Origin of the sequence: Crossiella cryophila (assembly GCF_014204915.1) — a bacterium.
GTDB classification, from domain to species: domain Bacteria; phylum Actinomycetota; class Actinomycetes; order Mycobacteriales; family Pseudonocardiaceae; genus Crossiella; species Crossiella cryophila.
Map to the genome: position 1 here is coordinate 3,356,931 of NZ_JACHMH010000001.1, position 20,322 is coordinate 3,377,252.

General features: G+C 71.4%; 18 protein-coding genes. 7 read left to right on the forward strand and 11 right to left on the reverse strand.

The features are described 5' to 3' along the window. The first annotated feature begins 24 nt into the window (after positions 1-24). The gene (locus HNR67_RS15580) at positions 25-1,128 is read left to right on the forward strand and encodes a HAMP domain-containing sensor histidine kinase (RefSeq protein WP_312989588.1); all 1,104 of its coding nucleotides are present in this window, start codon (positions 25-27) and stop codon (positions 1,126-1,128) included. Positions 1,129-1,627: 499 nt separating this feature from the next. On the opposite strand, the gene HNR67_RS15585 is transcribed toward HNR67_RS15580, so the two are convergent. After that, positions 1,628-3,214, reverse strand: a complete 1,587-nt coding sequence (locus tag HNR67_RS15585) for a CehA/McbA family metallohydrolase (RefSeq protein WP_185002816.1) — start codon at positions 3,212-3,214, stop codon at positions 1,628-1,630. A gap of 71 nt (positions 3,215-3,285) precedes the next feature. After that, positions 3,286-4,218 (reverse strand): AraC family transcriptional regulator, encoded by a 933-nt coding sequence (locus HNR67_RS15590; protein WP_185002818.1) that lies wholly within the window; start codon positions 4,216-4,218, stop codon positions 3,286-3,288. Positions 4,219-4,299: 81 nt separating this feature from the next. Between HNR67_RS15590 and HNR67_RS15595 the strand changes: the two genes are divergently transcribed. After that, complete coding sequence (locus HNR67_RS15595; RefSeq protein WP_185002819.1) at positions 4,300-5,130, forward strand: NAD(P)H-binding protein; 831 nt, start codon at positions 4,300-4,302, stop codon at positions 5,128-5,130. Positions 5,131-5,201: 71 nt separating this feature from the next. Here the strand turns inward: HNR67_RS15595 and HNR67_RS15600 are convergent, their stop codons facing one another. From HNR67_RS15600 to HNR67_RS15615, 4 genes are all read right to left on the reverse strand, one after another. Further along, complete coding sequence (locus tag HNR67_RS15600; RefSeq protein ID WP_185002821.1) at positions 5,202-7,316, reverse strand: 3-hydroxyacyl-CoA dehydrogenase NAD-binding domain-containing protein; 2,115 nt, start codon at positions 7,314-7,316, stop codon at positions 5,202-5,204. Further along, on the reverse strand, positions 7,313-8,554 hold the full coding sequence (locus tag HNR67_RS15605; protein WP_185002823.1) for a thiolase family protein: 1,242 nt from the start codon (positions 8,552-8,554) through the stop codon (positions 7,313-7,315). The genes HNR67_RS15600 and HNR67_RS15605 overlap by 4 nt, the downstream gene beginning before the upstream one ends. Positions 8,555-9,169: 615 nt before the next feature. Beyond that, positions 9,170-10,444 carry an HRDC domain-containing protein gene (locus HNR67_RS15610; RefSeq protein ID WP_185002825.1) on the reverse strand — a complete coding sequence of 425 codons (1,275 nt, stop codon included), beginning with the start codon at positions 10,442-10,444 and terminating at the stop codon, positions 9,170-9,172. 236 nt (positions 10,445-10,680) lie between these two features. Next, on the reverse strand, positions 10,681-11,397 hold the full coding sequence (locus tag HNR67_RS15615) for a response regulator (RefSeq protein WP_185002827.1): 717 nt from the start codon (positions 11,395-11,397) through the stop codon (positions 10,681-10,683). A 254-nt stretch (positions 11,398-11,651) separates the two neighbouring features. Between HNR67_RS15615 and HNR67_RS15620 the strand changes: the two genes are divergently transcribed. Next, positions 11,652-12,695, forward strand: a complete 1,044-nt coding sequence (locus HNR67_RS15620; RefSeq protein ID WP_185002828.1) for a dipeptidase — start codon at positions 11,652-11,654, stop codon at positions 12,693-12,695. A gap of 54 nt (positions 12,696-12,749) precedes the next feature. Here HNR67_RS15620 and HNR67_RS15625 read toward each other — a convergent pair whose 3' ends face one another. Next, entirely contained in the window at positions 12,750-13,313 is a 564-nt protein-coding gene (locus HNR67_RS15625) for a DUF3000 domain-containing protein (protein WP_185002830.1), read from the reverse strand. A gap of 95 nt (positions 13,314-13,408) precedes the next feature. On the opposite strand from HNR67_RS15625, the gene hemE reads away from it, so the two are divergent. From hemE to HNR67_RS15645, 4 genes are read left to right on the forward strand one after another with little or no spacing between them, the layout of a single operon-like run. Further along, positions 13,409-14,485 (forward strand): uroporphyrinogen decarboxylase, encoded by a 1,077-nt coding sequence (gene hemE, locus HNR67_RS15630; protein ID WP_185002832.1) that lies wholly within the window; start codon positions 13,409-13,411, stop codon positions 14,483-14,485. After that, positions 14,482-15,945, forward strand: a complete 1,464-nt coding sequence (hemG, locus tag HNR67_RS15635) for a protoporphyrinogen oxidase (protein WP_185002834.1) — start codon at positions 14,482-14,484, stop codon at positions 15,943-15,945. Before hemE ends, hemG begins: the two co-directional genes overlap by 4 nt. Further along, positions 15,933-16,628, forward strand: a complete 696-nt coding sequence (gene hemQ, locus HNR67_RS15640; RefSeq protein WP_185002836.1) for a hydrogen peroxide-dependent heme synthase — start codon at positions 15,933-15,935, stop codon at positions 16,626-16,628. Before hemG ends, hemQ begins: the two co-directional genes overlap by 13 nt. Positions 16,629-16,645: 17 nt before the next feature. Next, positions 16,646-17,278, forward strand: a complete 633-nt coding sequence (locus tag HNR67_RS15645) for a class I SAM-dependent methyltransferase (protein WP_185002837.1) — start codon at positions 16,646-16,648, stop codon at positions 17,276-17,278. Positions 17,279-17,291: 13 nt separating this feature from the next. Here HNR67_RS15645 and HNR67_RS15650 read toward each other — a convergent pair whose 3' ends face one another. The 4 genes from HNR67_RS15650 to HNR67_RS15665 all read right to left on the reverse strand — a co-directional run bounded on the left by HNR67_RS15650 (position 17,292) and on the right by HNR67_RS15665 (position 20,307). Beyond that, positions 17,292-17,855: a TetR/AcrR family transcriptional regulator gene (locus tag HNR67_RS15650; RefSeq protein ID WP_185002839.1), complete on the reverse strand. Its 564-nt coding sequence runs from the start codon at positions 17,853-17,855 to the stop codon at positions 17,292-17,294. 423 nt (positions 17,856-18,278) lie between these two features. Continuing rightward, positions 18,279-18,623: a hypothetical protein gene (locus HNR67_RS15655; protein ID WP_185002841.1), complete on the reverse strand. Its 345-nt coding sequence runs from the start codon at positions 18,621-18,623 to the stop codon at positions 18,279-18,281. Then, entirely contained in the window at positions 18,620-19,435 is an 816-nt protein-coding gene (locus tag HNR67_RS15660) for a DUF692 domain-containing protein (protein WP_185002842.1), read from the reverse strand. The genes HNR67_RS15655 and HNR67_RS15660 overlap by 4 nt, the downstream gene beginning before the upstream one ends. Continuing rightward, positions 19,432-20,307 (reverse strand): TIGR04222 domain-containing membrane protein, encoded by an 876-nt coding sequence (locus HNR67_RS15665; protein WP_185002844.1) that lies wholly within the window; start codon positions 20,305-20,307, stop codon positions 19,432-19,434. Before HNR67_RS15665 ends, HNR67_RS15660 begins: the two co-directional genes overlap by 4 nt. Between the last annotated feature and the right edge of the window lie 15 nt (positions 20,308-20,322).

The window sequence follows — 20,322 nt, forward strand, 5'->3', positions numbered from 1 at the left end:
CTGCGCCGCCGCCGCGGCCCAGGGCTGCGGGTGCGGCTGACCCTGCTGGCGACCTCCCTGGTGGCGGCCGTCAGTCTGCTGCTGCTCTGGCTGGGCTGGATGCTCGTCGGCGGGGTGGTCGACCAGTACCCGACCTTCCCGCCGAATGCCAAGATCCGGGTACTCGGCCAGGACCTGCCGCCGTCCCAGGTGCACGAGATCCTCAAGGAGAACGCCCGCGAGGTCGTGCTCAACTCCGGCGCGATCGCCTTCGTCTGCATGGTGCTGGCCACCGCGATCCTGGCCTGGGCGCTGACCGGCCGGGTGCTGCGCCCCCTGCACGAGGTCACCCACACCGCGCACCGGCTGTCGGTGGAGTCCATGGACGAGCGCATCGCGCTGCGCGGCCCCCGCGACGAGGTGGCCGAACTCGCCGACACCTTCGACGCCATGCTGGACCGCCTGCAGGCGGCCTTCGAGTCCCAGCGCCGCTTCGTGGCCAACGCCAGCCACGAACTCCGCACCCCACTGGCCGTGGTCCGCACCGAACTCGACGTCACCCTGGCCGACCCGGACGCCGACGTCGCCGAACTACGCCGGATGGCAGGCGTGGTCCGCACCGCCACCCTGCGCGCCGAACACCTGGTCGAAGCCCTGCTCCTGCTCGCCCGCACGGACGCCGTCGGCGTCTCCGTCCGCGAACCCGTTGACCTGTCGGCGGTCGTGCACAGCGCCTGGTCGGCGGCTCGGGCCGCTGCCGAGGAACGTGGTCTGCACATCGAGTTCGACACGCCGGCCGTGCAGGCTGTGGGGGATCCGGTGTTGCTGGAGCGGCTGGCGGGGAATCTGCTGGAGAACGCGGTGCGGCACAACGTGGACGGCGGGTGGATCAAGGTCCACACGGCGGCTGACCCGAAGCGGGCGACGTTGCGGGTGACTTCCTCGGGTGGGCGGATCTCGTTGGAGCGGGTGGCGGAGTTGTTCGAGCCGTTCCGGCGGGGCGGGGCGGAGCGGACCGCGCACCGGGGGGCTGGGTTGGGGTTGTCGATCGTGCGGTCGGTGGTGCAGGCGCATGGGGGTGAGGTGGCGGCTGATCCGGTGCCGGGCGGGGGGCTGGACGTCACCGTGACCCTGCCGATCGCGCCGTGACTCCCGGTGTGTTTGCCGTTGTGGGACAAGGTCAAAAGCTACAGGCGTCCTCGCCGGACGGGCAGAAATCAAAGGATGGGGAACCGCTCGGGGGATGTTTGAAAAGCCACCCCGTCTGCTGGTGTTCGGGCTTCGCCCGGTCGCGGCGCGTCAGAACCGCCTAGCCGCAGCGTTCCCGGGCTTCGCCCGCCTGCCCCCAACGCTCCCCGCTCCGGGCTTCGCCCGCCCGGCGTCCCACAACGGCCAACGTGGCGTACAAGAACCGCCAACATGGCGTACAAGAACGGCCAACACGCGCGGAGGGTTGAAACCCTCGCCGGCGTGTTGGCCGTTCTTGTACCGCGTGTTGGCCGTTTTCGTACGGTGTGTTGGCCGTTGTGGGACGCCGTGTTGGCTGTTGTGGGTGGGACGGCTGGGGGTCAGAGCCTCGGCTCGCCTGTGTCATAACGGCCAACGTGGCGTACGACAACGGCCAACACTCGGGGTGGGGTGGGGGTGGTTAGCGGACTTCGACGAATAGGGGGTTGGTGTAGCACCACAGGTCTTGCCAGGGGTTTGCGGCGCCGGGGATGTCCTGGATGGGTTCTAGGCCGCCGGGGGTGTGGCGGTTGCCGTCGGTGCCGCGGACTCGGACGTAGAAGGAGTCGCGGACGTCGCGGAAGGTGTGTTTGAAGGCGACCACCTGGCCGGGGCGGAACCGCGGTTCGTAGGAGCGGGCCACTGTGGTCTCCGGGGCGTGCACGGACTGGCGGTTCGTCGACCTGCCGGTGATCGTGCCGCGGATCAGGTCCAGGCGGGCCAGCTTCGGCACCTCGCCGCCGGTGTGCGGGCGGGCGGCCAGGCGGGCCAGGACCACGACGGTGATGTCGGTGCCGCGGCGGACGCGCAGGCGGCCGCCCAGGCCGACCGGCCAGGAGAGGCGGTCGTTGGCGAAGGCGTGTACTTCGAGTTGCTGGGCCAGGCCGCCGTGGGTGACGAAGGTCCGGCCTGCGCGCAGGCCGTCCATGACGCCCCGGTAGCTGCGTTCGGTGGCGCCGACCACGGTGCGGCTGAACTCGCCGGGGTAGAAGTCGCAGTACGGCGGCTGGGTCTGGGCCGGGCCGCCGGGGAGGGGGTCCAGGTGTTTGCCGACGCGGTCGTACAGGTCGCCGGGTTCGGGCTGGCGGATGATGGTGTCGCGGAAGTTGAAGTGGCTGTCGGAGTTGCTGGTGATCCACCAGCTCCGGCCCTCGGCCAGCAGCGAGTCCCACAGGCCGCCCAGGGTGGCCGTCACCCAGTCGAAGCCGCCGAAGGTGCGGTAGGTCTCGGGCGGGAAACCGGGCCAGGAGTCGGCGCCGGGGGAGTTGCCGTAGCCGCCGCGGTGGCCGCCGCTGCCGCCGGGCTTGGGGTGGCCGTCGCACTGGGCGCCGGGCGCGCCCTCCATGCCGATCACCACGTTGGGGGCGGCGTCGTGCCAGTTGCGGAGTTCGGCGGGGGCGATCCGGCCGTTGCGGGACGGGTGGTTGACCACGACCAGGCCGCCGCGTTTTTCCAGCCAGCGCAAGGCTTCCAGGGCCTTGGCCTCGTTGGCGGGGGTGCTCGCGCCGGTGTTGGTCAGGCGGGAGTCGAAGGTGCGCTCGAACTCGCGCAGCAACGCGGCCTCGTCCCGGCTGGGCGGCAGGAACACCGTGGCGTGCTCGGCCGCCGGCATGTTCCACTCCAGGCCCTGCCACAGCAGCAGGCCGGGGTGCCTGCGGCGGGCGGCCACGATGTCGGCGTGCGCGGGCTCCACCGAGTTCGCCTCGTGTGCGACGTGGCCGTGGTCGGAGAAGACCAGCCAATCCGCGCCGTGCCGCCGCGCGCCCGCGACCACCTGGTCCACGGTGTACATCGCGTCGTTGGAGTACTGGGTGTGGATGTGGTGATCACCCACCAGCCAGCGGTGCGGGCTGGGCAGCCGGGGCAGCCCGAGGTCCAGATCAAGATCCAGATCGAGGTCGACGTCCAGGTCGATCCCCGCGTTCGCCGTGCCCGCGCCCAGCAGCGGCGCACCCACCGCGGCCGCACCCACACCGCGCAGGAACCCGCGGCGACCCACCTGACCCATCCTGACCTCCTGGTTAGTCCGGGTGACCGTAGACAGCCGAGATGACCGGCAGGTGGACTCGGTGGAAACGTTTAACCGGCGGCCCGGTGCACGGACGGACTGACCCCACGGGTCCGCTTGAACGCCGAGCTGAAGGCGAACCCGTCCGCGTAGCCGACCCGCCTGGCCACCCTGGCCACCGTCTCGTCCGGATCGCGCAGCAGGTCCGCGGCCAGCGCCATCCGCCAGCCGGTCAGGTAGGTCAGCGGCGGCTCGCCGACCAGTTCGGTGAACCGGCGGGCCAGCGTCGCCCTGGACACCCCGACCTCCGCGGCCAGCGCCGCCACCGTCCAGGTCCTGGCCGGATCGGCGTGCAGCGCGCGCAGCGCGGCCCCGGCCACCGGATCGCTCAGCGCCAGGTACCAGGCAGGCGGGTTGGCCTCGGGCATGTTGAACCAGCAGCGCATGGACAGCACCAGCAGCAGGTCCAGCAGCCGGTCCAGCACCAGTTGCTGGCCGGGCTCCTCGCTGTCGATCTCCAGTTCCAGGATGCGCAGCAGCGCGCACGGACCTTGGTCATCGGGCAGCACCAGCAGTGGCGGCAACGCGCTGAGCAGCCGCTCGCTGATGTCGCCGTGCACCTGGTAGGCCGCGCTGATCAGCACCGCCGGACCGGTCGGCGCCTCGCCGAAGGTGCGCGGGCCCAGGCACAGCTGCTCGCAGAGGTCGGTGCCGTCCGGGCGCACGCAGCGTTCCGCGTCCAGCACGATCACCCCGGCCGGGGTGTCCGGGCGGTCGGCGACCTTGTACACCTGCGGGCCGCGCACCAGCGCCACGTCCCCGGCCCGCAGCAGCCGCGGCTCGCCGTGCTCCGGCACGATCCACGCCTCGCCGCTGAGCAGGGTGCACAGGGTCAGCCGGGCCGGGTTGCGGAACTCCAGCCCCCACGGCGGACTCATGATCGACCGGCTGAACAGCGCACCCCGCGCCCGCACGCCCTGCAACAGGTCAGCCAACGCGTCCATGCCCTCACCTTAGACGGATGGACATGCGTTCGAGCTTCCTGGCCATAGATCGTCTCAGTTTTCGCTGTTTGACTTGCGGACATGAGCAAACAGACGATCTTGGTGCAGGCAGGGACCGGCAAGACCGGCAAGCGGGTGGCCCGGCTGCTGCGCGAGCAGGGCCACACCGTGCGGATCGCCTCCCGCTCGGGCGAGCCCCGGTTCGACTGGGCGGAGGAGTCCACCTGGGGACCGGCGCTGGCCGGGGTGGACGCGGTGTACGTGGTGCCGCTGGACGCCACCGGCGACGAGCACGAGCAGCTGACCCGGTTCGTGGCCACGGCCACCGCCGCCGGGGTGCGCAGGCTGGTGATGCTCTCCGCCCGCGACATCGACACCTTCGCGGCGGTGAACTCCCTGGTCGCCGAGCGCGCGGTGCGGGAGAGCGGGGTGGCCTGGACCATCCTGCGGCCGGGCTGGTTCAACCAGAACTTTGACGAGGACTACTTCGACGCGGCGGTGCGGGCCGGTGAGGTGCTGCTGGCCACCGGGGACGGCCTGGAGCCGTTCATCGACGCCGAGGACATCGCCGAGGTCGCGGTGGCCGCGTTCACCCAGGACGGCCACGACGGGCAGATCTACGACCTCTCCGGCGCGGAGCTGCTGAGCTTCCCGCAGGCGGTGGGGATCATCGCGGCCGAGCTGGGCCGGGAGATCCGGGTGGTCGACCTGGAGCCTGCCGCCTACGCCGGGCAGATGGCCGGGCAGGGCATGCCGCTGGAGTTCGCCGAGCTGATCGCCCGGCTGTACCAGCGGATCCGGGAGGGCAAGGAGGCCCACCTCTCCGACGGCGTGCAGCGGGTGCTGGGCCGGGAGCCGCGCACCTTCGCCGCCTACGTCAAGAACGCGGTCGCGGCCGGCGCCTGGAACTGAGCGCCGAAAAGGGGCGCCCCCCGCGATGGGAGGCGCCCCTTTCGACGTGCTGGGTCAGGCGGTGTCGCTGGTCAGGCGGTGGGCACGCTGGCCACGCCGGGGGCAAGGAACCGCTTGCCGGTGACCTTCTCCGAGATGCCGGTCCGGTCCAGGTACGGGGTGATGCCGCCCAGCCAGAACGGCCAGCCCGCGCCGAGGATCATGCACAGGTCGATGTCCTGCGCCTCGGCCACCACACCCTCGTCGAGCATGATCCGGATCTCCTGGGCCAGTGCCTCCAGGGCCCGGTTCTTGACCTCGTCGCCGGTCAGCGGCTTGTCGCCGAACTCCCAGAGCGCGGTGACCTCGGGGTCCACGCTCTGCTTGCCCTGGGCGTCCCACTGCCAGACGGCGGCCTTGCCGGCGGCCACGAACTTCTTCATGTTCGAGCTGACGGTGAACCGGTCCGGGAACGCGTGGTGCATGGTCTCCGAGACGTGCAGCGCGACCGCGGAACCCACCAGCTGCAGCAGGATCATCGGGGTCATCGGCAGGCCGAGCGGGTCGGTGGCCTGGTCGGCGACCTCGAAGGAGGTGCCCTCGTCCACGGAGTTGATGACCTCGCCCATGAACCGGGTGAGCAGCCGGTTGACCACGAACGCCGGGGCGTCCTTGACCAGCACGCTGGACTTCTTCAGCTCCTTGCCGACCGCGAAGGCGGTGGCCAGGGTGGCGTCGTCGGTCTGCTCGGCGCGCACGATCTCCAGCAGCGGCATGACCGCGACCGGGTTGAAGAAGTGGAAGCCGACGACCCGCTCCGGGTGCGCCAGCTTGCTGGCCATGTCGGTGATGGACAGCGAGGAGGTGTTGGTGGCCAGCACGCACTCGGCGGAGACGTGCTCCTCCACCTCGGCGAAGACCTGCTGCTTGACCGACAGCTCCTCGAAGACGGCCTCGATGACGAAGTCGGCGTCGGCGAAGGCGGCCTTGTCCAGCGAGCCGGAGACCAGCGCCTTGAGCCGGTTGGCCTCGTCGGGGGAGACCCGCTTCTTGCCGAGCAGCTTGTCGATCTCGCCGTGCACGTAGCCGACGCCCTTGTCCACCCGGGCCTGGTCGATGTCGGTGAGCACCACCGGCACCTTGAGCCGACGGGCGAACAGCAGCGCCATCTGGCTGGCCATCAGGCCGGCGCCGACGATGCCGACCTTGGTCACCGGGCGGGCCAGCTTGCGGTCCGGCGCGCCAGCCGGGCGCTTGGCCCGCTTCTGCACCAGGTTGAACGAGTACAGCCCGGCCCGCAGCTCATCGCTCATCACGACGTCGGCCAGGGCCTGGGTCTCGGCCGCGTAGCCCTTGGTCAGGTCGTTCTCGCGGGCCAGTTCCAGCAGCTCAAGGGCCTTGAGCGCACCGGGGGCGGCGCCCTTGGTCTTGCCGTGCACGATGGCCTTGGCCCGAGCAACGGCCTGGTCCCAGCCCTCGCCGCGGTCGATCTCCTTGCGCGGCGGGGTGATCTCGCCGCCGAGCACCTTGGTCAGCCAGACCAGCGACTGCTCCAGGTAGTCCGCGGACTCGAAGACCACGTCCACGATGCCCAGTCCGGCGGCCTGCTTGGGCTTGAGCATCCGGTTCTGGTTCAGCGCGTTCTCGAAGATCACGGTGACCGCGTCGTTCGCGCCGATCAGGTTCGGCAGCAGCTGGGTGCCGCCCCAGCCGGGGAACAGGCCGAGGAAGACCTCGGGCAGCGCCAGCGCCGCGGTGTTGCTCGACAGCGTGCGGTAGTGGCAGGACAGTGCCAGTTCCAGGCCGCCGCCCATGACCGCGCCGTTGACGAAGGCGAAGGTGGGGATCGCCGAGTCGGTGAAGCGGCGGAACACGTCGTGGCCGAGCTGGCCGATCGCCACGGCCTGGTCCCGGGAGGTGGCCTTCTCCACCGCGGACAGGTCGGCGCCGACGGCGAAGATGAACGGCTTGCCGGTGACCGCGATGGCCGCGGGCTCGGCCGCGGTGGCCGCGGTGAAGGCGGCGTCCAGGCTGAGCAGGCCCTGCGGGCCGAAGGTGGACGGGCGGGTGTGGTCGTGCCCGTTGTCCAGGGTGATCAGCGCGACCGGCTTGTCCAGGCCGGGCACGCGCAGCAGGCGGGTGACCGCGTGGGTCACGACCTCGTCGGGGAAGAGGGTTTTGGCTTCCTCAAGGGTGAAGGTGCTCACTTGCTTTCCCCGTTCCACAGCGGGTTCTCCCAGATCACGGTGCCACCCATGCCGATGCCGATGCACATGGTGGTGATGCCGTAGCGCACGTCGGGGCGCTCGGCGAACTGGCGGGACAGCTGGGTCATCAGCCGCACGCCGGAGGAGGCCAGCGGGTGACCGGTGGCGATCGCGCCGCCCCACTGGTTGACCCGAGGGTCGTCGTCGGCGATGCCGAAGTGGTCCAGGAAGGCCAGCACCTGCACCGCGAACGCCTCGTTGACCTCGAACAGGCCGATGTCCTCGATGGACAGCCCGGCGATCTTGAGTGCCTTCTCGGTGGCAGGCACCGGTCCGACGCCCATGACCTCGGGCTCGACCCCGGCGAAGGAGTAGGCGACCAGCCGCATGCCGATGGGCAGGCCCAGCTCGCGCGCGGTCTCCTCCTCGGCCAGGATGCAGCCGGTGGCGCCGTCGTTGAGACCGGCCGCGTTGCCCGCGGTGATCCGGCCGTGCGGGCGGAACGGGGTCTTCAGCTTGCCGAGGTCCTCGACCGTGGTGCCGGGGCGCGGCGGCTCGTCGGCGGAGGCCAGGCCCCAGCCGTGCTCGGTGGAGCGGGTGGCGACGGTGACGAACTCGGGCCCGATCTTGCCGGCCTTGACCGCCGCGTCGTACCTGGCCTGCGAGGTCGCCGCGAAGGCGTCGGTGCGCGCCTTGGTCAGGTGCGGGAACCGGTCGTGCAGGTTCTCCGCGGTCTGCCCCATGACCAGCGCCGAGGTGTCGACCAGCCGATCGGCCAGGAATCGCGGGTTCGGGTCAACGCCCTCACCCATGGGGTGGCGGCCCATGTGTTCGACGCCGCCGGCGATGGCGATGTCGTAGGCGCCGAAGGCGATGCCACCGGCGACCGTGGTCACCGCGGTCATCGCACCCGCGCACATCCGGTCCACGGCGTACCCGGGCACCGACTTCGGCAGCCCGGCCAGCAACGCGGCGGTCCGCCCGATGGTCAGCCCCTGGTCGCCGATCTGCGTGGTCGCGGCGATGGCGACCTCGTCGACCCGCTCCGGCGGCAGTTCGGGATGGCGGCGCAACAGTTCCCGGATGACCTTGACGACGAGATCGTCGGCGCGGGTCTCCGCGTAGATGCCCTTGGCACCGGCCTTGCCGAACGGCGTGCGAACGCCGTCGACGAAGACCACGTCCCGAACGGCGCGCGCGCTGGCGCTGCCGGGTTTCGCCGGCGCAGGTGCGACCACGGCGTGCTCCTCACTCAGTGCTGAACCCCTGACATCGGCCCGCGGCGGCTTCCGCTGCGCTGCTACCGGCCGGTAACACCACTCTAGCGCGTATTACTCACTGGTAACTACGGGGATCGCGCTGTCGAGTGGGTCACACCAGTCTTTCGGTGTGGGCGGGTGTTCGCGTGGCCGGGGGCGATGTGGCTGGGGCCAGGTGTGGCCGGGGACTGGGGGCGAGGTGGGTGATGGCGGGCCGACTGGGCCGTGCCGGGCCGTGCCGTGCCGGGTTGGACCGGGTTGGACCGGGTTGGGCTGGGCCGGCGAGGCGAGGCGAGGCGGAGAATCGCTGGTTGGTGGCTCGCGAACGCTGTAGGAGGTCGCCTGGGGAATCGATGAGTGGTCGATCACTCACTCAAGATGAGTATGGCCATGGTGCTGATCGACCGGGTCATTCGCCGCACAGCCATGCGCGAGCGGGACGGCGATCCCAGCCCATCGGCTGACCAGCACTCCCACCTCGCGGCGTTGCGACACACCACCCGGTTCTCGTGCTTCACCGCACGGGGCCGGGTCTTTTTCTGCCCGGACTCAGCCCGAGGTGGAGACAGGCACCCGCCCGCCCCCACCACCGCCTCAGTCCTTCTCCGCCGCCTTCTCCGTAGCCTTCGGCTGCGCCAGCAAGGCCGCCGCCAGCAGCTCACCCACCTGCTCCACCTGCCAGTTCCGGGCCCCACCAGCCGCCAGCGCCGCCCGCACCGACCCAAGGTCGATCTCGGCAGGCGGCTGCCAGCACAGCCGGCGCACCAGGTCCGGCTGGGCCAGGTTCTCCACCGGCATCCGGAGTTGCTCGGCCAGCGTCGTCAGCGCGCCGCGCGCCGCCACCAGGCGGGCCGCGGCGGCGGGGTCGCGTTCGGCCCAGCGGTTGGGCGGCGGGGGGCCGTCGTGCTGGGGCGAGGGGTCCGGGAGGTCGGACTTGGGGAGTTCGCGGGCCTCGAGCAGGGCGCCGGACCAGACGTCGGCCATCCGGCGCTGGGCCCGGCCGCGGAAGACCGGCAGGGACAGCAACTCGGCGTGGCCGGTGGGGTCGTGCAGGGCGGCCTCGACGATGGCGGAGTCCGGCAGGACGCGGCCGGGGGCGATGTCGCGTTGCTGGGCGATGGTGTTGCGGGCCTGCCAGAGTGAGCGGACCGCGGCGTACTGGCGCGGGCTGCGCAGGCGGTGGATGCCGGAGGTGCGGCGCCACGGTTCGGCGCGCGGGGGCGGGGGAGCGGCGGTGCGGACCGCCTCGAACTCCTCCAGGCCCCAGGCCAGTTTGTTCTGGCTGATCAGCTCGGCCTCCAGGGAGGCGCGCAGCTCCAGCAGCAGTTCGACGTCCAGGGCGGCGTAGGCCAGCCAGTCCGCGGGCAACGGCCTGCGGGACCAGTCGGCGGCGCCGTGGCCCTTCTCCAGCCGGAAGCCCAGCTGGCGTTCGACCAGGGCGCCGAGAGCCACCCGCTCGAACCCGGCCAGCCGGCCGGCCAGCTCGGTGTCGAACAGGGTCTCCGGACCCAGGCCGAGTTCGTGCAGGCACGGCAGGTCCTGACTGGCCGCGTGCAGCACCCACTCAGCGGGGTTGAGCACCTCGGCCAGCGCTTCCACCCGGCCATTGACCGCGACCGGGTCGATCAGCACCGTGCCGGCGCCCTCGCGGCGGATCTGCACCAGGTAGGCCCGCTGCGAGTACCGGTATCCGGAAGCACGTTCGGTGTCCACCGCGAATGGCCCCGTACCGGCGGCCAGCATCGCGGCGGCCCGCCTGACACCATCAACAGTGTTGATGACATCAGGAACGCCACCGGAGGGGGTGGTGAGCAACGTCAGTTCCGGTTGCTCACCCGAGTCGTTGACAGCGGTTCGGCCTACATCCACGGCCGTGACCCTATGCGTCAACGGTGCGCTCAGACAGTCGAGATCCACTGAAGTAGGCTGACCGGCACGGTGCGCCAACCGGAAACCGCTGGTCAGAGGCTGATCCAACGCTTTCCGATCTTTCCGTACCGGCCAACCACACCCCGGTCGTCATGGGGTCCGGACTTCGTGTGCCGGGCGTGTCCGCGCTCTGCAACGCACCCGACAGCGAAACTCGAACCCCCTCGGCTGAGGAGTCAGCGGATAACGCCGGCACGCATGGCCAGCGCTACCATCTGAGCCCGGTCCCCGGTTCCCAGCTTGCGCCCTATCCGCGACAGGTGAGACTTCACCGTGAGCGCGGACAGGTTCAGTGCTTCGCCGATCTCCTTGTTCGAGCGGCCGTCGGCTACCAGCTGCAGCACTTCGACCTCTCGCGCGGAGAGTTCCCTCGGCGTGTTGTCCGTACCGGGCACCCTGGTTCCGGCAGCAAGCACCGGAGCCACGCTGGGATCGGCATAGACGCCACCCTCGAGGACCCTGCGCACCCCGTCGGTGACCACCATCGGCGAGGCGGACTTCAGCAGGTAGGCCTGAGCGCCTGCCTGGAAGGCCGCACGCACCGCGTACGGGTCATCGGAGGATGCCAGGACCACGATTCGTGGCCAGCCCTGGGCACGAAGTTCCGTGACCAGGTCAATGCCGCTCCCATCCGGAAGCCCGAGATCCAGTATCGCGAGATCGCATGGCCCCGTGGCCAGGGCACGCGCCCTCGCCTCGGCCACCGATGCGGCCTCGTGCACCGTGCCGGCTCCCATCTGCATCAGTCGAGCCGCAATGGCCTCCCTCAGCAATGGGTGGTCATCGACCACCAGCACCGAAAACAGCTCTTCCCGCGGGTGCGGGACCATGTTCGCCGGCAAAGTGCCGGCTGGCGTGGTTCGAACGGCCTGTCCTAAGCCGACGGCAGCCACGTCACTACCTCCCTGGAGTCGGTCGTGCCCCCCGACCGGCACCGGGACTTTCGACCGATCGGCCGCGCCACCGATCGACCGAAAGTGGTGTCGTCGGGAGGAGCGTAGCCGCCCAAGCGGGTCAGTGGGACGATCAATTGGGTATCTGTCCCGATCGGGTTGTCACTTTGACGTGGTCTGATCACACGATCGGGCGGTCCCTCGGATGGTGGTTAACGCCGGGCCGTACACAAACGACATGAAGGATTTGCACTATGCCGACCAGCGGGTCGTTAGGCCGTTCGCAGGAGCTTCTCCGGCGGGTTCCGCTCGTCGACGGGCACAACGATCTGCCGTGGGCGATCCGGGACAAAACGGGCGGGGACCTCACCGCGATCGAGCTGACCGTCGAGCAACCCGGTCTGCACACCGACCTCGTCCGGCTGCGCCACGGTGGCGTGGGCGCTCAGTTCTGGTCGGTCTACGTGCCGTGCCGCTTCCTCGAGCATCGCGCCGTGACGGCGGTGCTGGAACAGATCGAGCTGGTTCACGAGCTGGTCGAACGGTACCCCGAACAGCTCCGGCTCGCTCGGTCCGCGGCCGAGGTGCAGTCCGCCTTCGCCGACGGCCGGATCGCCTCGCTGCTCGGCGCCGAGGGCGGGCACTGCATCGGGGAGTCCCTCGGGGCGCTGCGCGCGCTGTTTCGCCTGGGTGTGCGCTATATGACGCTCACCCACAACGACAACACGCCGTGGGCGGACTCGGCCACCGACCGGCCGGTCGCGGGCGGTTTGACCGATTTCGGCCGCGAGGTCGTGCGTGAGATGAACCGCCTCGGCATGCTGGTCGACCTCTCCCACGTCGCGCCCAGCACCATGCGGCACGCGCTGGAGACCAGTGTCGCGCCGGTGATCTTCAGCCACTCCTCGTGCAAGGCGGTCACCGACCACCCGCGCAACGTGCCCGACGACGTGCTGCGCGAGCTGGCCGCCAAGGGCGGCGTGTGCATGATCACGTTCGTGCCCGCGTTCGTCTCGGCCGACCCGGTGCGCCGGGCCAGGCGGGCCGACGTGGTGGCTCACCTGGAACACGCGCGCGAGGTCGCGGGCATCGACCACATCGGATTGGGCGGCGACTACGACGGGACCGGCGAACTCCCGGACGGACTGGAGGATGTCTCCAGGTATCCGGAGTTGTTCGCCGACCTGATGGACCGTGGCTGGTCCGAGCAGGACCTCACCAAGCTGGCGGGCGGCAACGTGCTGCGGGTGCTGGAGCAGGCGGAGAAGGTCGCCGCCGAACTCCGCAGGCCCGGCTGACCAGCCGCCGCACCGCTGCCCGAGTGATCGCGGTTGCCCGAGTGATCGCGGTGCTCAGTCGCCCTTGCGCTGGCTGATCATCGCGATCCCCACCGGCGGCAGCCCGGACGCGCTGGAGAGCAGTTCGCAGAACGCCTCCGCGTGCGCGGCCAGCTCGGTGTCCCGCGCGGTCCAGGACGCCCGTAGCTCCAGGTCATGGGTGCTGCTGGGCCCGGAGATGTCGCCGAAGCGGGCCGAGGAGGTCTGGGTGACCGTGCCGCCCAGCGCGGTGAAGGCCGCCCCGGACAACTCCAGCGCCTCGGTCAGCCAGGACCAGCCGACCGCCGGTAGCAACGGGTCAGCGGCCAGCTCGGTGTCCAGCTCCGCCCGGACGTAGGCCACTAGTCGCAGCACCCCGTCCCAGGCTTCGGCCCCGTCCGGATCGTGCAACAGCACCAACCGGCCCGTGGCCAGCTCCCCGGCCGGTCCGTTGGCCTCGGCGCTGAGGGCGAAGCTCCATGGGGCGAGACGTTGCGGGGCACGGACTTCGCCCAGCTCGACCTCGGGTCGTGGATGCATCGACCGCAACGCGGCAACAGCCTGCCGGAACACCTCGGGTTCGCCCGATATCCCGGTCACGTTGGCGAACTCTAGGCCGCGCGGAGCGGGTGCGGCGGTAGCCACGCCGACGCCGGGCAAGAGCAGTACCGAACCCGTGGGAACATGGGAGGGAGATGACTAACGCTGCCTCGGTCTCGGCGCGTCGAGACCTTCCCGAAGCCCCGTTGCTGGTCGCCGCGCGTGGCGGCTCGCCGAGCCGGACCCCGGTGTGGTTCATGCGCCAGGCCGGGCGGTCCCTGCCGGAGTACCGCAAGGTCCGCGAGGGCATTCCGATGTTGCGCTCCTGCTTCATGCCGGAGCTGGTCTGCGAGATCACCATGCAGCCGGTCCGGCGGCACGGGGTCGACGCGGCCATCCTGTTCAGCGACATCGTGGTGCCGCTGGCCGCCGCCGGCGTCGACCTGGACATCGTGCCCGGCACCGGCCCCGTGGTCGCGAACCCGGTCCGCTCCATCCACGACGTGGAGAAGCTGCCGGTGCTCGACCCCGAGCAGGTCGCCCCGGTCGCCGAGGCGGTCGGGCTGCTGACCAAGGAGCTGGGCGAGACGCCGCTGATCGGCTTCGCCGGCGCGCCGTTCACGCTGGCCTCCTATCTGATCGAGGGCGGGCCCAGCCGCAACCACGAGCGCACCAAGGCGCTCATGTACAGCGACCCGGCCGCCTGGCACGCGCTGCTCGGCCACCTCGCCGACATGGCGCTGACCTTCCTGTCCGTGCAGGTCCAGGCCGGGGTGGACGCGATCCAGCTGTTCGACTCCTGGGCAGGCGCGCTCTCCGAGCGGGACTACCGCGAGTTCGTGCTGCCGCATTCGGCCAGGGTCTTCGCCGGACTGGCCGACGCGGGCGTGCCGCGGATCCACTTCGGCGTTGGCACCGGCGAGCTGCTGGTGGCCATGCGCGAGGCGGGCAACGACGTGGTCGGCGTGGACTGGCGGGTGCCGCTGGACGCCGCGGTCAACCGCCTGACCAGCGCCCGGCCCGACCTGCCCAAGCCGGTCGTGCAGGGCAACCTGGACCCGGCCGTGCTCTTCAGCGGCGAGGACGTGCTCGAGCGGGAGATCAACCGGATCGGCGCCGAGGGCCGGGCCGCGGCCGGGCACATCTTCAACCTGGGCCACGGCGTGCTGCCGGAGACCGACCCCGGGAAGATCACCCGCGCGGTCGAGCTGGTGCACGGCCTGCGGCCATGACCAGCGCGCCGCAGCGGGTCGCGGTGATCGGCGGCGGCATCGCCGGGCTCACCGTGGCGCACCGGCTCCGCGGCCTGCTCGGCGAGCAGGTCCGGGTCACCGTGCTGGAGCAGACCGACCGGTTCGGCGGCAAGCTGCGCACCGAGCAGCTGGCAGGCGGACCGGTGGACGTGGGCGCGGAGGCTTTCGTCACCCGCCGCACCGAGGGCCTGGAGCTGGTCACCGAACTCGGCCTGACCGAGGAGCTGCGCCACCCGCTGCGCGCCGCCCCGACCATCCGGGCCGGCGGCGCCACCCGGCCGCTGCCGCCGCGCACCTTCCTGGGTGTGCCCGCCGATCCGGCCCTGCTGCGCGAGGTGCTCAGCGCGGACGGCTTCGCCAGGGCGATGGCCGAACCGGACCTGCCGCCACTGCGCCCGGACGGCCCAGGGTGGGACGCCACGGTCGCGGACCTGGTCGGCACCCGGCTCGGGCCGGAGGTGGTGGACCGGCTGGCCGAACCACTGCTCGGCGGCGTGTACGCGGGCCGCGCCGAAGGTCTCGGCGTGCGGGCCACGATGGCGCCGCTGGTCGAGGCACTGGAAAGCGGTGCGGGCTCGCTGACCGCCGCGGCCGCGCAGGCGCTCGGGCCGGGCCCCAAGCCCGGGGAGACCCGGCCGCCGGTGTTCGGCACCCTCACCGGTGGCCTCGGCGAACTGGTCGACCGGCTGGCCGAGACCTCGGGCGCGGAACTGCGGCTGGGCGTGACCGTGCGCGGACTGCGCCGCACCGCCGAGGGCTGGCGGCTGGAACTGGGTTCGGCGGCCAGTCCGGAATTTCTGGACGCCGACGCCGTGGTGCTGGCCGTGCCCGCCCCGGCCGCGCGCAAACTGCTCGCCGAGGTCGTGCCGGCCGCCGCCGCGGCCTACGGGCGGATCGAGGTCTCCTCGATGGCGGTGCTCGCCCTGGCCCTGCCGCCGGGGACAGAACTGCCTGCCGCCTCCGGTGTGCTGCTGGCCGTCGGCGAGAAACACGCGGACGGCACCCCGTTCACCGCCAAGGCGTTCACCTTCTCCAGCCGCAAGTGGGGCCACTTCGCCGAACGCGGCACCCTGCTGCGCGCCTCGGTCGGCCGCTTCGGCGAGACCGCCACCCTGCAGCGCGAGGACGCCGAGCTGATCACCGCGGTGCGCGCGGACCTGGCCGAACTGACCGGGGTGCGGGCCGAGCCGGTGGACGCGGTGGTGCGGCGCTGGGGCGGCGGACTGCCGCAGTACGCGCTCGGGCACATCGTGACCGTGGCCGCGATCGAGGCCGCCGTTGCCGAGGTGCCCGGCCTGGCCGTGGCGGGCGCGAGCCTGCACGGGGTGGGCATTCCGGCCTGCATCGCGACCGGGCAGGCCGCGGCGACCCGTGTCGCCACTCACCTGGCCGTCGCCCGCCGCCCGACTGGTGCGAGTATGGGGACATGGCCCGCCTGAACTACAACGAACTCAACGACACCATCCGGTACACCATGTGGTCGGTCTTCCGGATCCAGCAGGGCGCCCTGCCCGAGGACCGCGCGCAGGCCGGGGCGGCCACCGCGGAGTACCTGGAGTCGTTGGAGGGCAAGGGCGTTGTCGTCCGCGGCGTCTACGACGTCGCCGGGCTGCGCGCCGACGCCGACTTCATGATCTGGTGGCACGCCGAGGAGATCGAGCAGGTGCAGGAGGCCTACAACGGCTTCCGCCGCAGCACTCCGCTCGGCCGCGCCAGCACCCCGGTGTGGAGCAACGTGGCGCTGCACCGGCCCGCGGAGTTCAACCGCAGCCACATCCCGGCGTTCCTGGCCGGGGAGGAGCCGCGCAAGTACATCTGCGTGTATCCGTTCGTGCGCTCCTACGAGTGGTACCTGCTGCCGGAGGAGGAGCGTCGCAAGATGCTCGCCGACCACGGCAAGGAAGCCCGCGACTACCCGGACGTGCGGGCCAACACGGTGGCCTCCTTCGCCCTCGGCGACTATGAGTGGATGCTGGCCTTCGAGGCGGACGAGCTGCACCGGATCGTCGACCTCATGCGGCACCTGCGCGGCACCGAGGCGCGGCTGCACGTGCGCGAGGAGATCCCGTTCTACACCGGCACCCGGCTCCCGGTCGCCGACCTGATCACCAACCTGCCGTAACACGTCGAAAGTTGCTGATGCGCAAGGCAGTTCGCGTCGCCGTAGCCGCGGGAGCCTGGACGGCCCTCGCCGGTGCCACCTGGTTCGCGCTGGCCAGGCTGGCCACCGCGGTGAGCCTGCGGCGCGGCGCCGAACTGCAACGCTGGCGCTGGCTGCACGAGCTGCTGCCCCTGCACCTGCGCCGGTTCCTGCTGGTCACCGCAGGGGTGGACGAGTCGGTGCCCGCCCTGCGCAGCGTGCTGGCCCCCGCGCGCGGGCTGGTGGTGGACGTGATCGCGCACCGGCGGGCCGTGGTCAGCCTGCTCCGTCCGGAGACGGTGCGGGTGATCCCGGCCCGCCCGGAGTCGCTGCCCGGCCGACCCGGTTCGGTGGACGTGGTGCTGGCGGTGTTCGCCGCGCACGAGCTGCGGGACGCGGCCGAGCGGGAGGCGTTGTTCGCCGAGGCCCGGCGGTTGCTCAGCGCGGACGGGCGGATGGTGCTGATCGAGCAGCACCGGACCGTGCGCACGCTGGCCGCGTTCGGGCCGGGGGCGTGGCAGTTCTACCCGAGCGAGGAGTGGCGGCGGGCCGCGGCGCTGGCCGGGCTGAAGGTGGTGGCCACGCGGCAGGTGAGCCCGTTCGTCACCGGCTGGGCACTCGCCGCGGGCTGAGCCGAGGGCTCGATCAGTAGTGCCGGATGCCCGCGGACAGGGTCTCCGCCCATGGCGCGTCCACCCGCTCGGCGCCCATGGCCACGACCAGGTGGCAGAGCGCACCCCGGGAGAAGAACTCCTGGACCTGGTAGTCGCTGCCGCCGGAGACCTCGCGGACGTACTCGACCAGTTGCGCGTAGCCCGCCTGCACCGCCGACCGCACGAGTTCGTCGGAGGCGGCCGCGGCCTGGGCGTGCAGCTGGAGCAGGAGCAGGTCCCGGTCGGCGACGAGCCGGGCGTATGCCTCGCCCATGGCGCTGATGACGGCTTCGGGCGTGCGATCCGGGGCTGAGGCCGCGCCCCGGGTGAGGGCTTCCTGGATCTGGGCGAAGCACCGCTGGACGACGGCGACGAAGAGCGCTTCCTTGTTGGGGAAGAGGCGGTAGATGTAGGCCTGCGAGATGCCGGCGAGCTTGGCGACCTCGGTGGTGGTGGTGCCGTAGTAGCCCTTGGCGGCGAACGCGCCGACGGCTGTGCGCAGGACCGTCTCCCGCCGTTCCTCGGCCGTGGAGAGGACTCGTCCGGTGGGGGTCATGTGAGTAATAAACCACTCACACTTGGGCTGGTCAAGTGGGTGTTCGAGTCAAGGGCGAAGATCAAAAGACACAGGCGTCCTCGCCGGACGGGCAGAAATCAAAGGATGGGGAAACCGCTCGGGAGGTGTTTGAAAAGCCACCCGGCTGCTTGTTCTCCGGGCTTCGCCCGCCCGCTTCCGCCGCCCACAACGGCCAACACACCGTCCCAGAACGGCCAACACGCCGCCAGGGCTTGAAAACCTCCCCGCGTGTTGGCCGTTGTTGTACGCCGTGTTGGCCGTTCTCGTACCTCACGTTGGCCGTTCTGGGACGCTGCATCACCAGCCGGGCCCACCTCGTGTACGACAACCGCCAACATGGCGTACAAGAACGGCCAACACGGCGTACGAGAACGGCCAACACGCCGGGTGGGGGTGGGTGGGCTAGGGGCGGCGGCGGGGCCACCAGCGGGGGCGGGGTTTGGGGAGGTGGCCGGATTGGGTCAGCCAGTCGGCGAAGGTGTTGGCGTCGGTTCGGGCGCCTACGCCCTCGTGGCGGGGGTGGGTGGTGGCGTATTCGTCGAAGAGGGGGCGGAAGCGGGGGCCCAGGTGTTCGGGGAGGTCTGGGCGTAGGGCGGCGGTTACGCGGCGGCGTTTCGCGCGTAGGGCAAGGGTTTGGGCCTGTAGGCGGGTGGGGTCGAAGCCTGGGGGTGGGGGGCCGTCGGCCAGGAGGGCTTGCAGGAGTTCGGCTTGGGCTTTGGCCAGGCGGGTGCGGTCCGGGGTGGTCATCGGGGGGTCTCGACCACCGCTCGGATGGCGGACAGTTCCGCGGCGAGTTCGGCGTCCGGGGGGTAGGCGTCGTCGCGTTCGAGTAGGACGCCTGGTGGGGTTACTCGCGCGCACAGGTCGGCGAGGAGGTCCAGGACTTCCTGGGGGACGGCGTGGGCGTGGGTGTCGTGGTAGAGGCCGTGTTCGGTGTTGCCGCCCGCCACGTGCACGTAGGCCAGGCGTTCCAGCGGCAGGGTGGTGAGGAATTCCTCGGGGTCGGTGCCCAGGTTGAGGTTGTTGGCGTGCAGGTTGGCCACGTCGACCAGGAGGTGGCAGCCGGTTCGGTCGGCCAGCTCGGTGAGGAACTGGGCTTCGGTGAACTCGTTGTCAGGCCAGGAGATCAGGGCCGCGACGTTCTCCAGCGCCAGCGGGACCGGGAGGTCCTGCTGGGCGGCTTTGACGTTGGCGCACAGCACGTTGAGCGCGTCCCTGGTACGCGGGACGGGCATCAGGTGACCTGCTTCCAGGCCGCCCGCGCGGACGAAGGCGACGTGGTCGCTGACCAGCGGGGCGCCCAGGCGTTCGGCCACCTCGGCCAGGTGGCGGACCCGGTCGGGGACGACCGGGTCCGCGCCGCCAAGGGACAGCGTGACCGCGTGTGGGAGGACCGGGATTCCCCTGGCGCGCAGGATCTCCAGCGACTCGGGGAGGGTGGGGCCGGACAGGTTCTCGGCCACCACCTCCACGAAGTCCACCTGCGGCAGGCGTTCGACGGTCAGGTCGATCTCCGGGCGCCAGCCGATGCCGACGCCCAGCCGCGGGATCGTGCTCATCCGCCGCAACCCCCGCCGCCGCCGCCCCCACCGCCGCCACCGCAACCGCCGCCGCCACCGGAGCAGCCGCCACCGCCACCGCCGCCCCCACCGCCGCCGTCGGTGGCCAGGCCCGAGGCCACGGTCGAGTCCGGGTGGCTGCTCATTCCGCTCAGCGCGACCAGGAGCACCACGTCAGCGGCCACGAATCCGCCTGCCGTGACGCCTGCCGCCTTGCGCCGGTAGGCGCCGGAGCGGGCGTTGTACAGCGTGCGCTGGCCCAGCGTGGTGGCCCTCGGTCCCGGCACCAGCGTGATGACCAGTGCCAGCACCGTGGTCAGCGCCAGCAGGACGATCAGGATCGCGATCGGCTTGCCGCCGCTGGCCCCGTCGGACAACCGCAGCGCGCCGATCAGCCCGATCGGCAGGAACACCATGGCCGCGGCCAGCCGGCACGCGCGGGAGCGTTCCGGGGCCACCAGCAGGTGCCCCCTGGTCAGCCGCTGCCGCATCTCGTGCAGCTCCGGGGACTGCTCGAGCACCCGGACGGCGCCCTCGACGCCGACCCTGGTCCGGCGGTCGCGCACCTCGGCGAGCACTCGTGCGTCCATTGTGGACTCGGCGGGCTTGCCGGTGGCCGTTGGCGGGGTGCCGCGGCTGACCCGCAGCATGTCGCCTGCGACCAGCCGGGCCAGTGCCGTCTCCACCAGCCTGCGGGTGCCGCCGGCGAGATAGGCCATCTCGTCCGCGCTCAGCAGCGGCAGGTTCGGGTGACCGGGCGGGAGCTTGCGCGCGGCCAGCCTGCGGCGGATCGCCACCGCGACGGTGATGATCAGCGCCAGTACGTAGAGTCCGATGAATTCCGGGCCGGTGAGGCCCCAGGTGTTGTGCATTGCGCCACCCCCAGG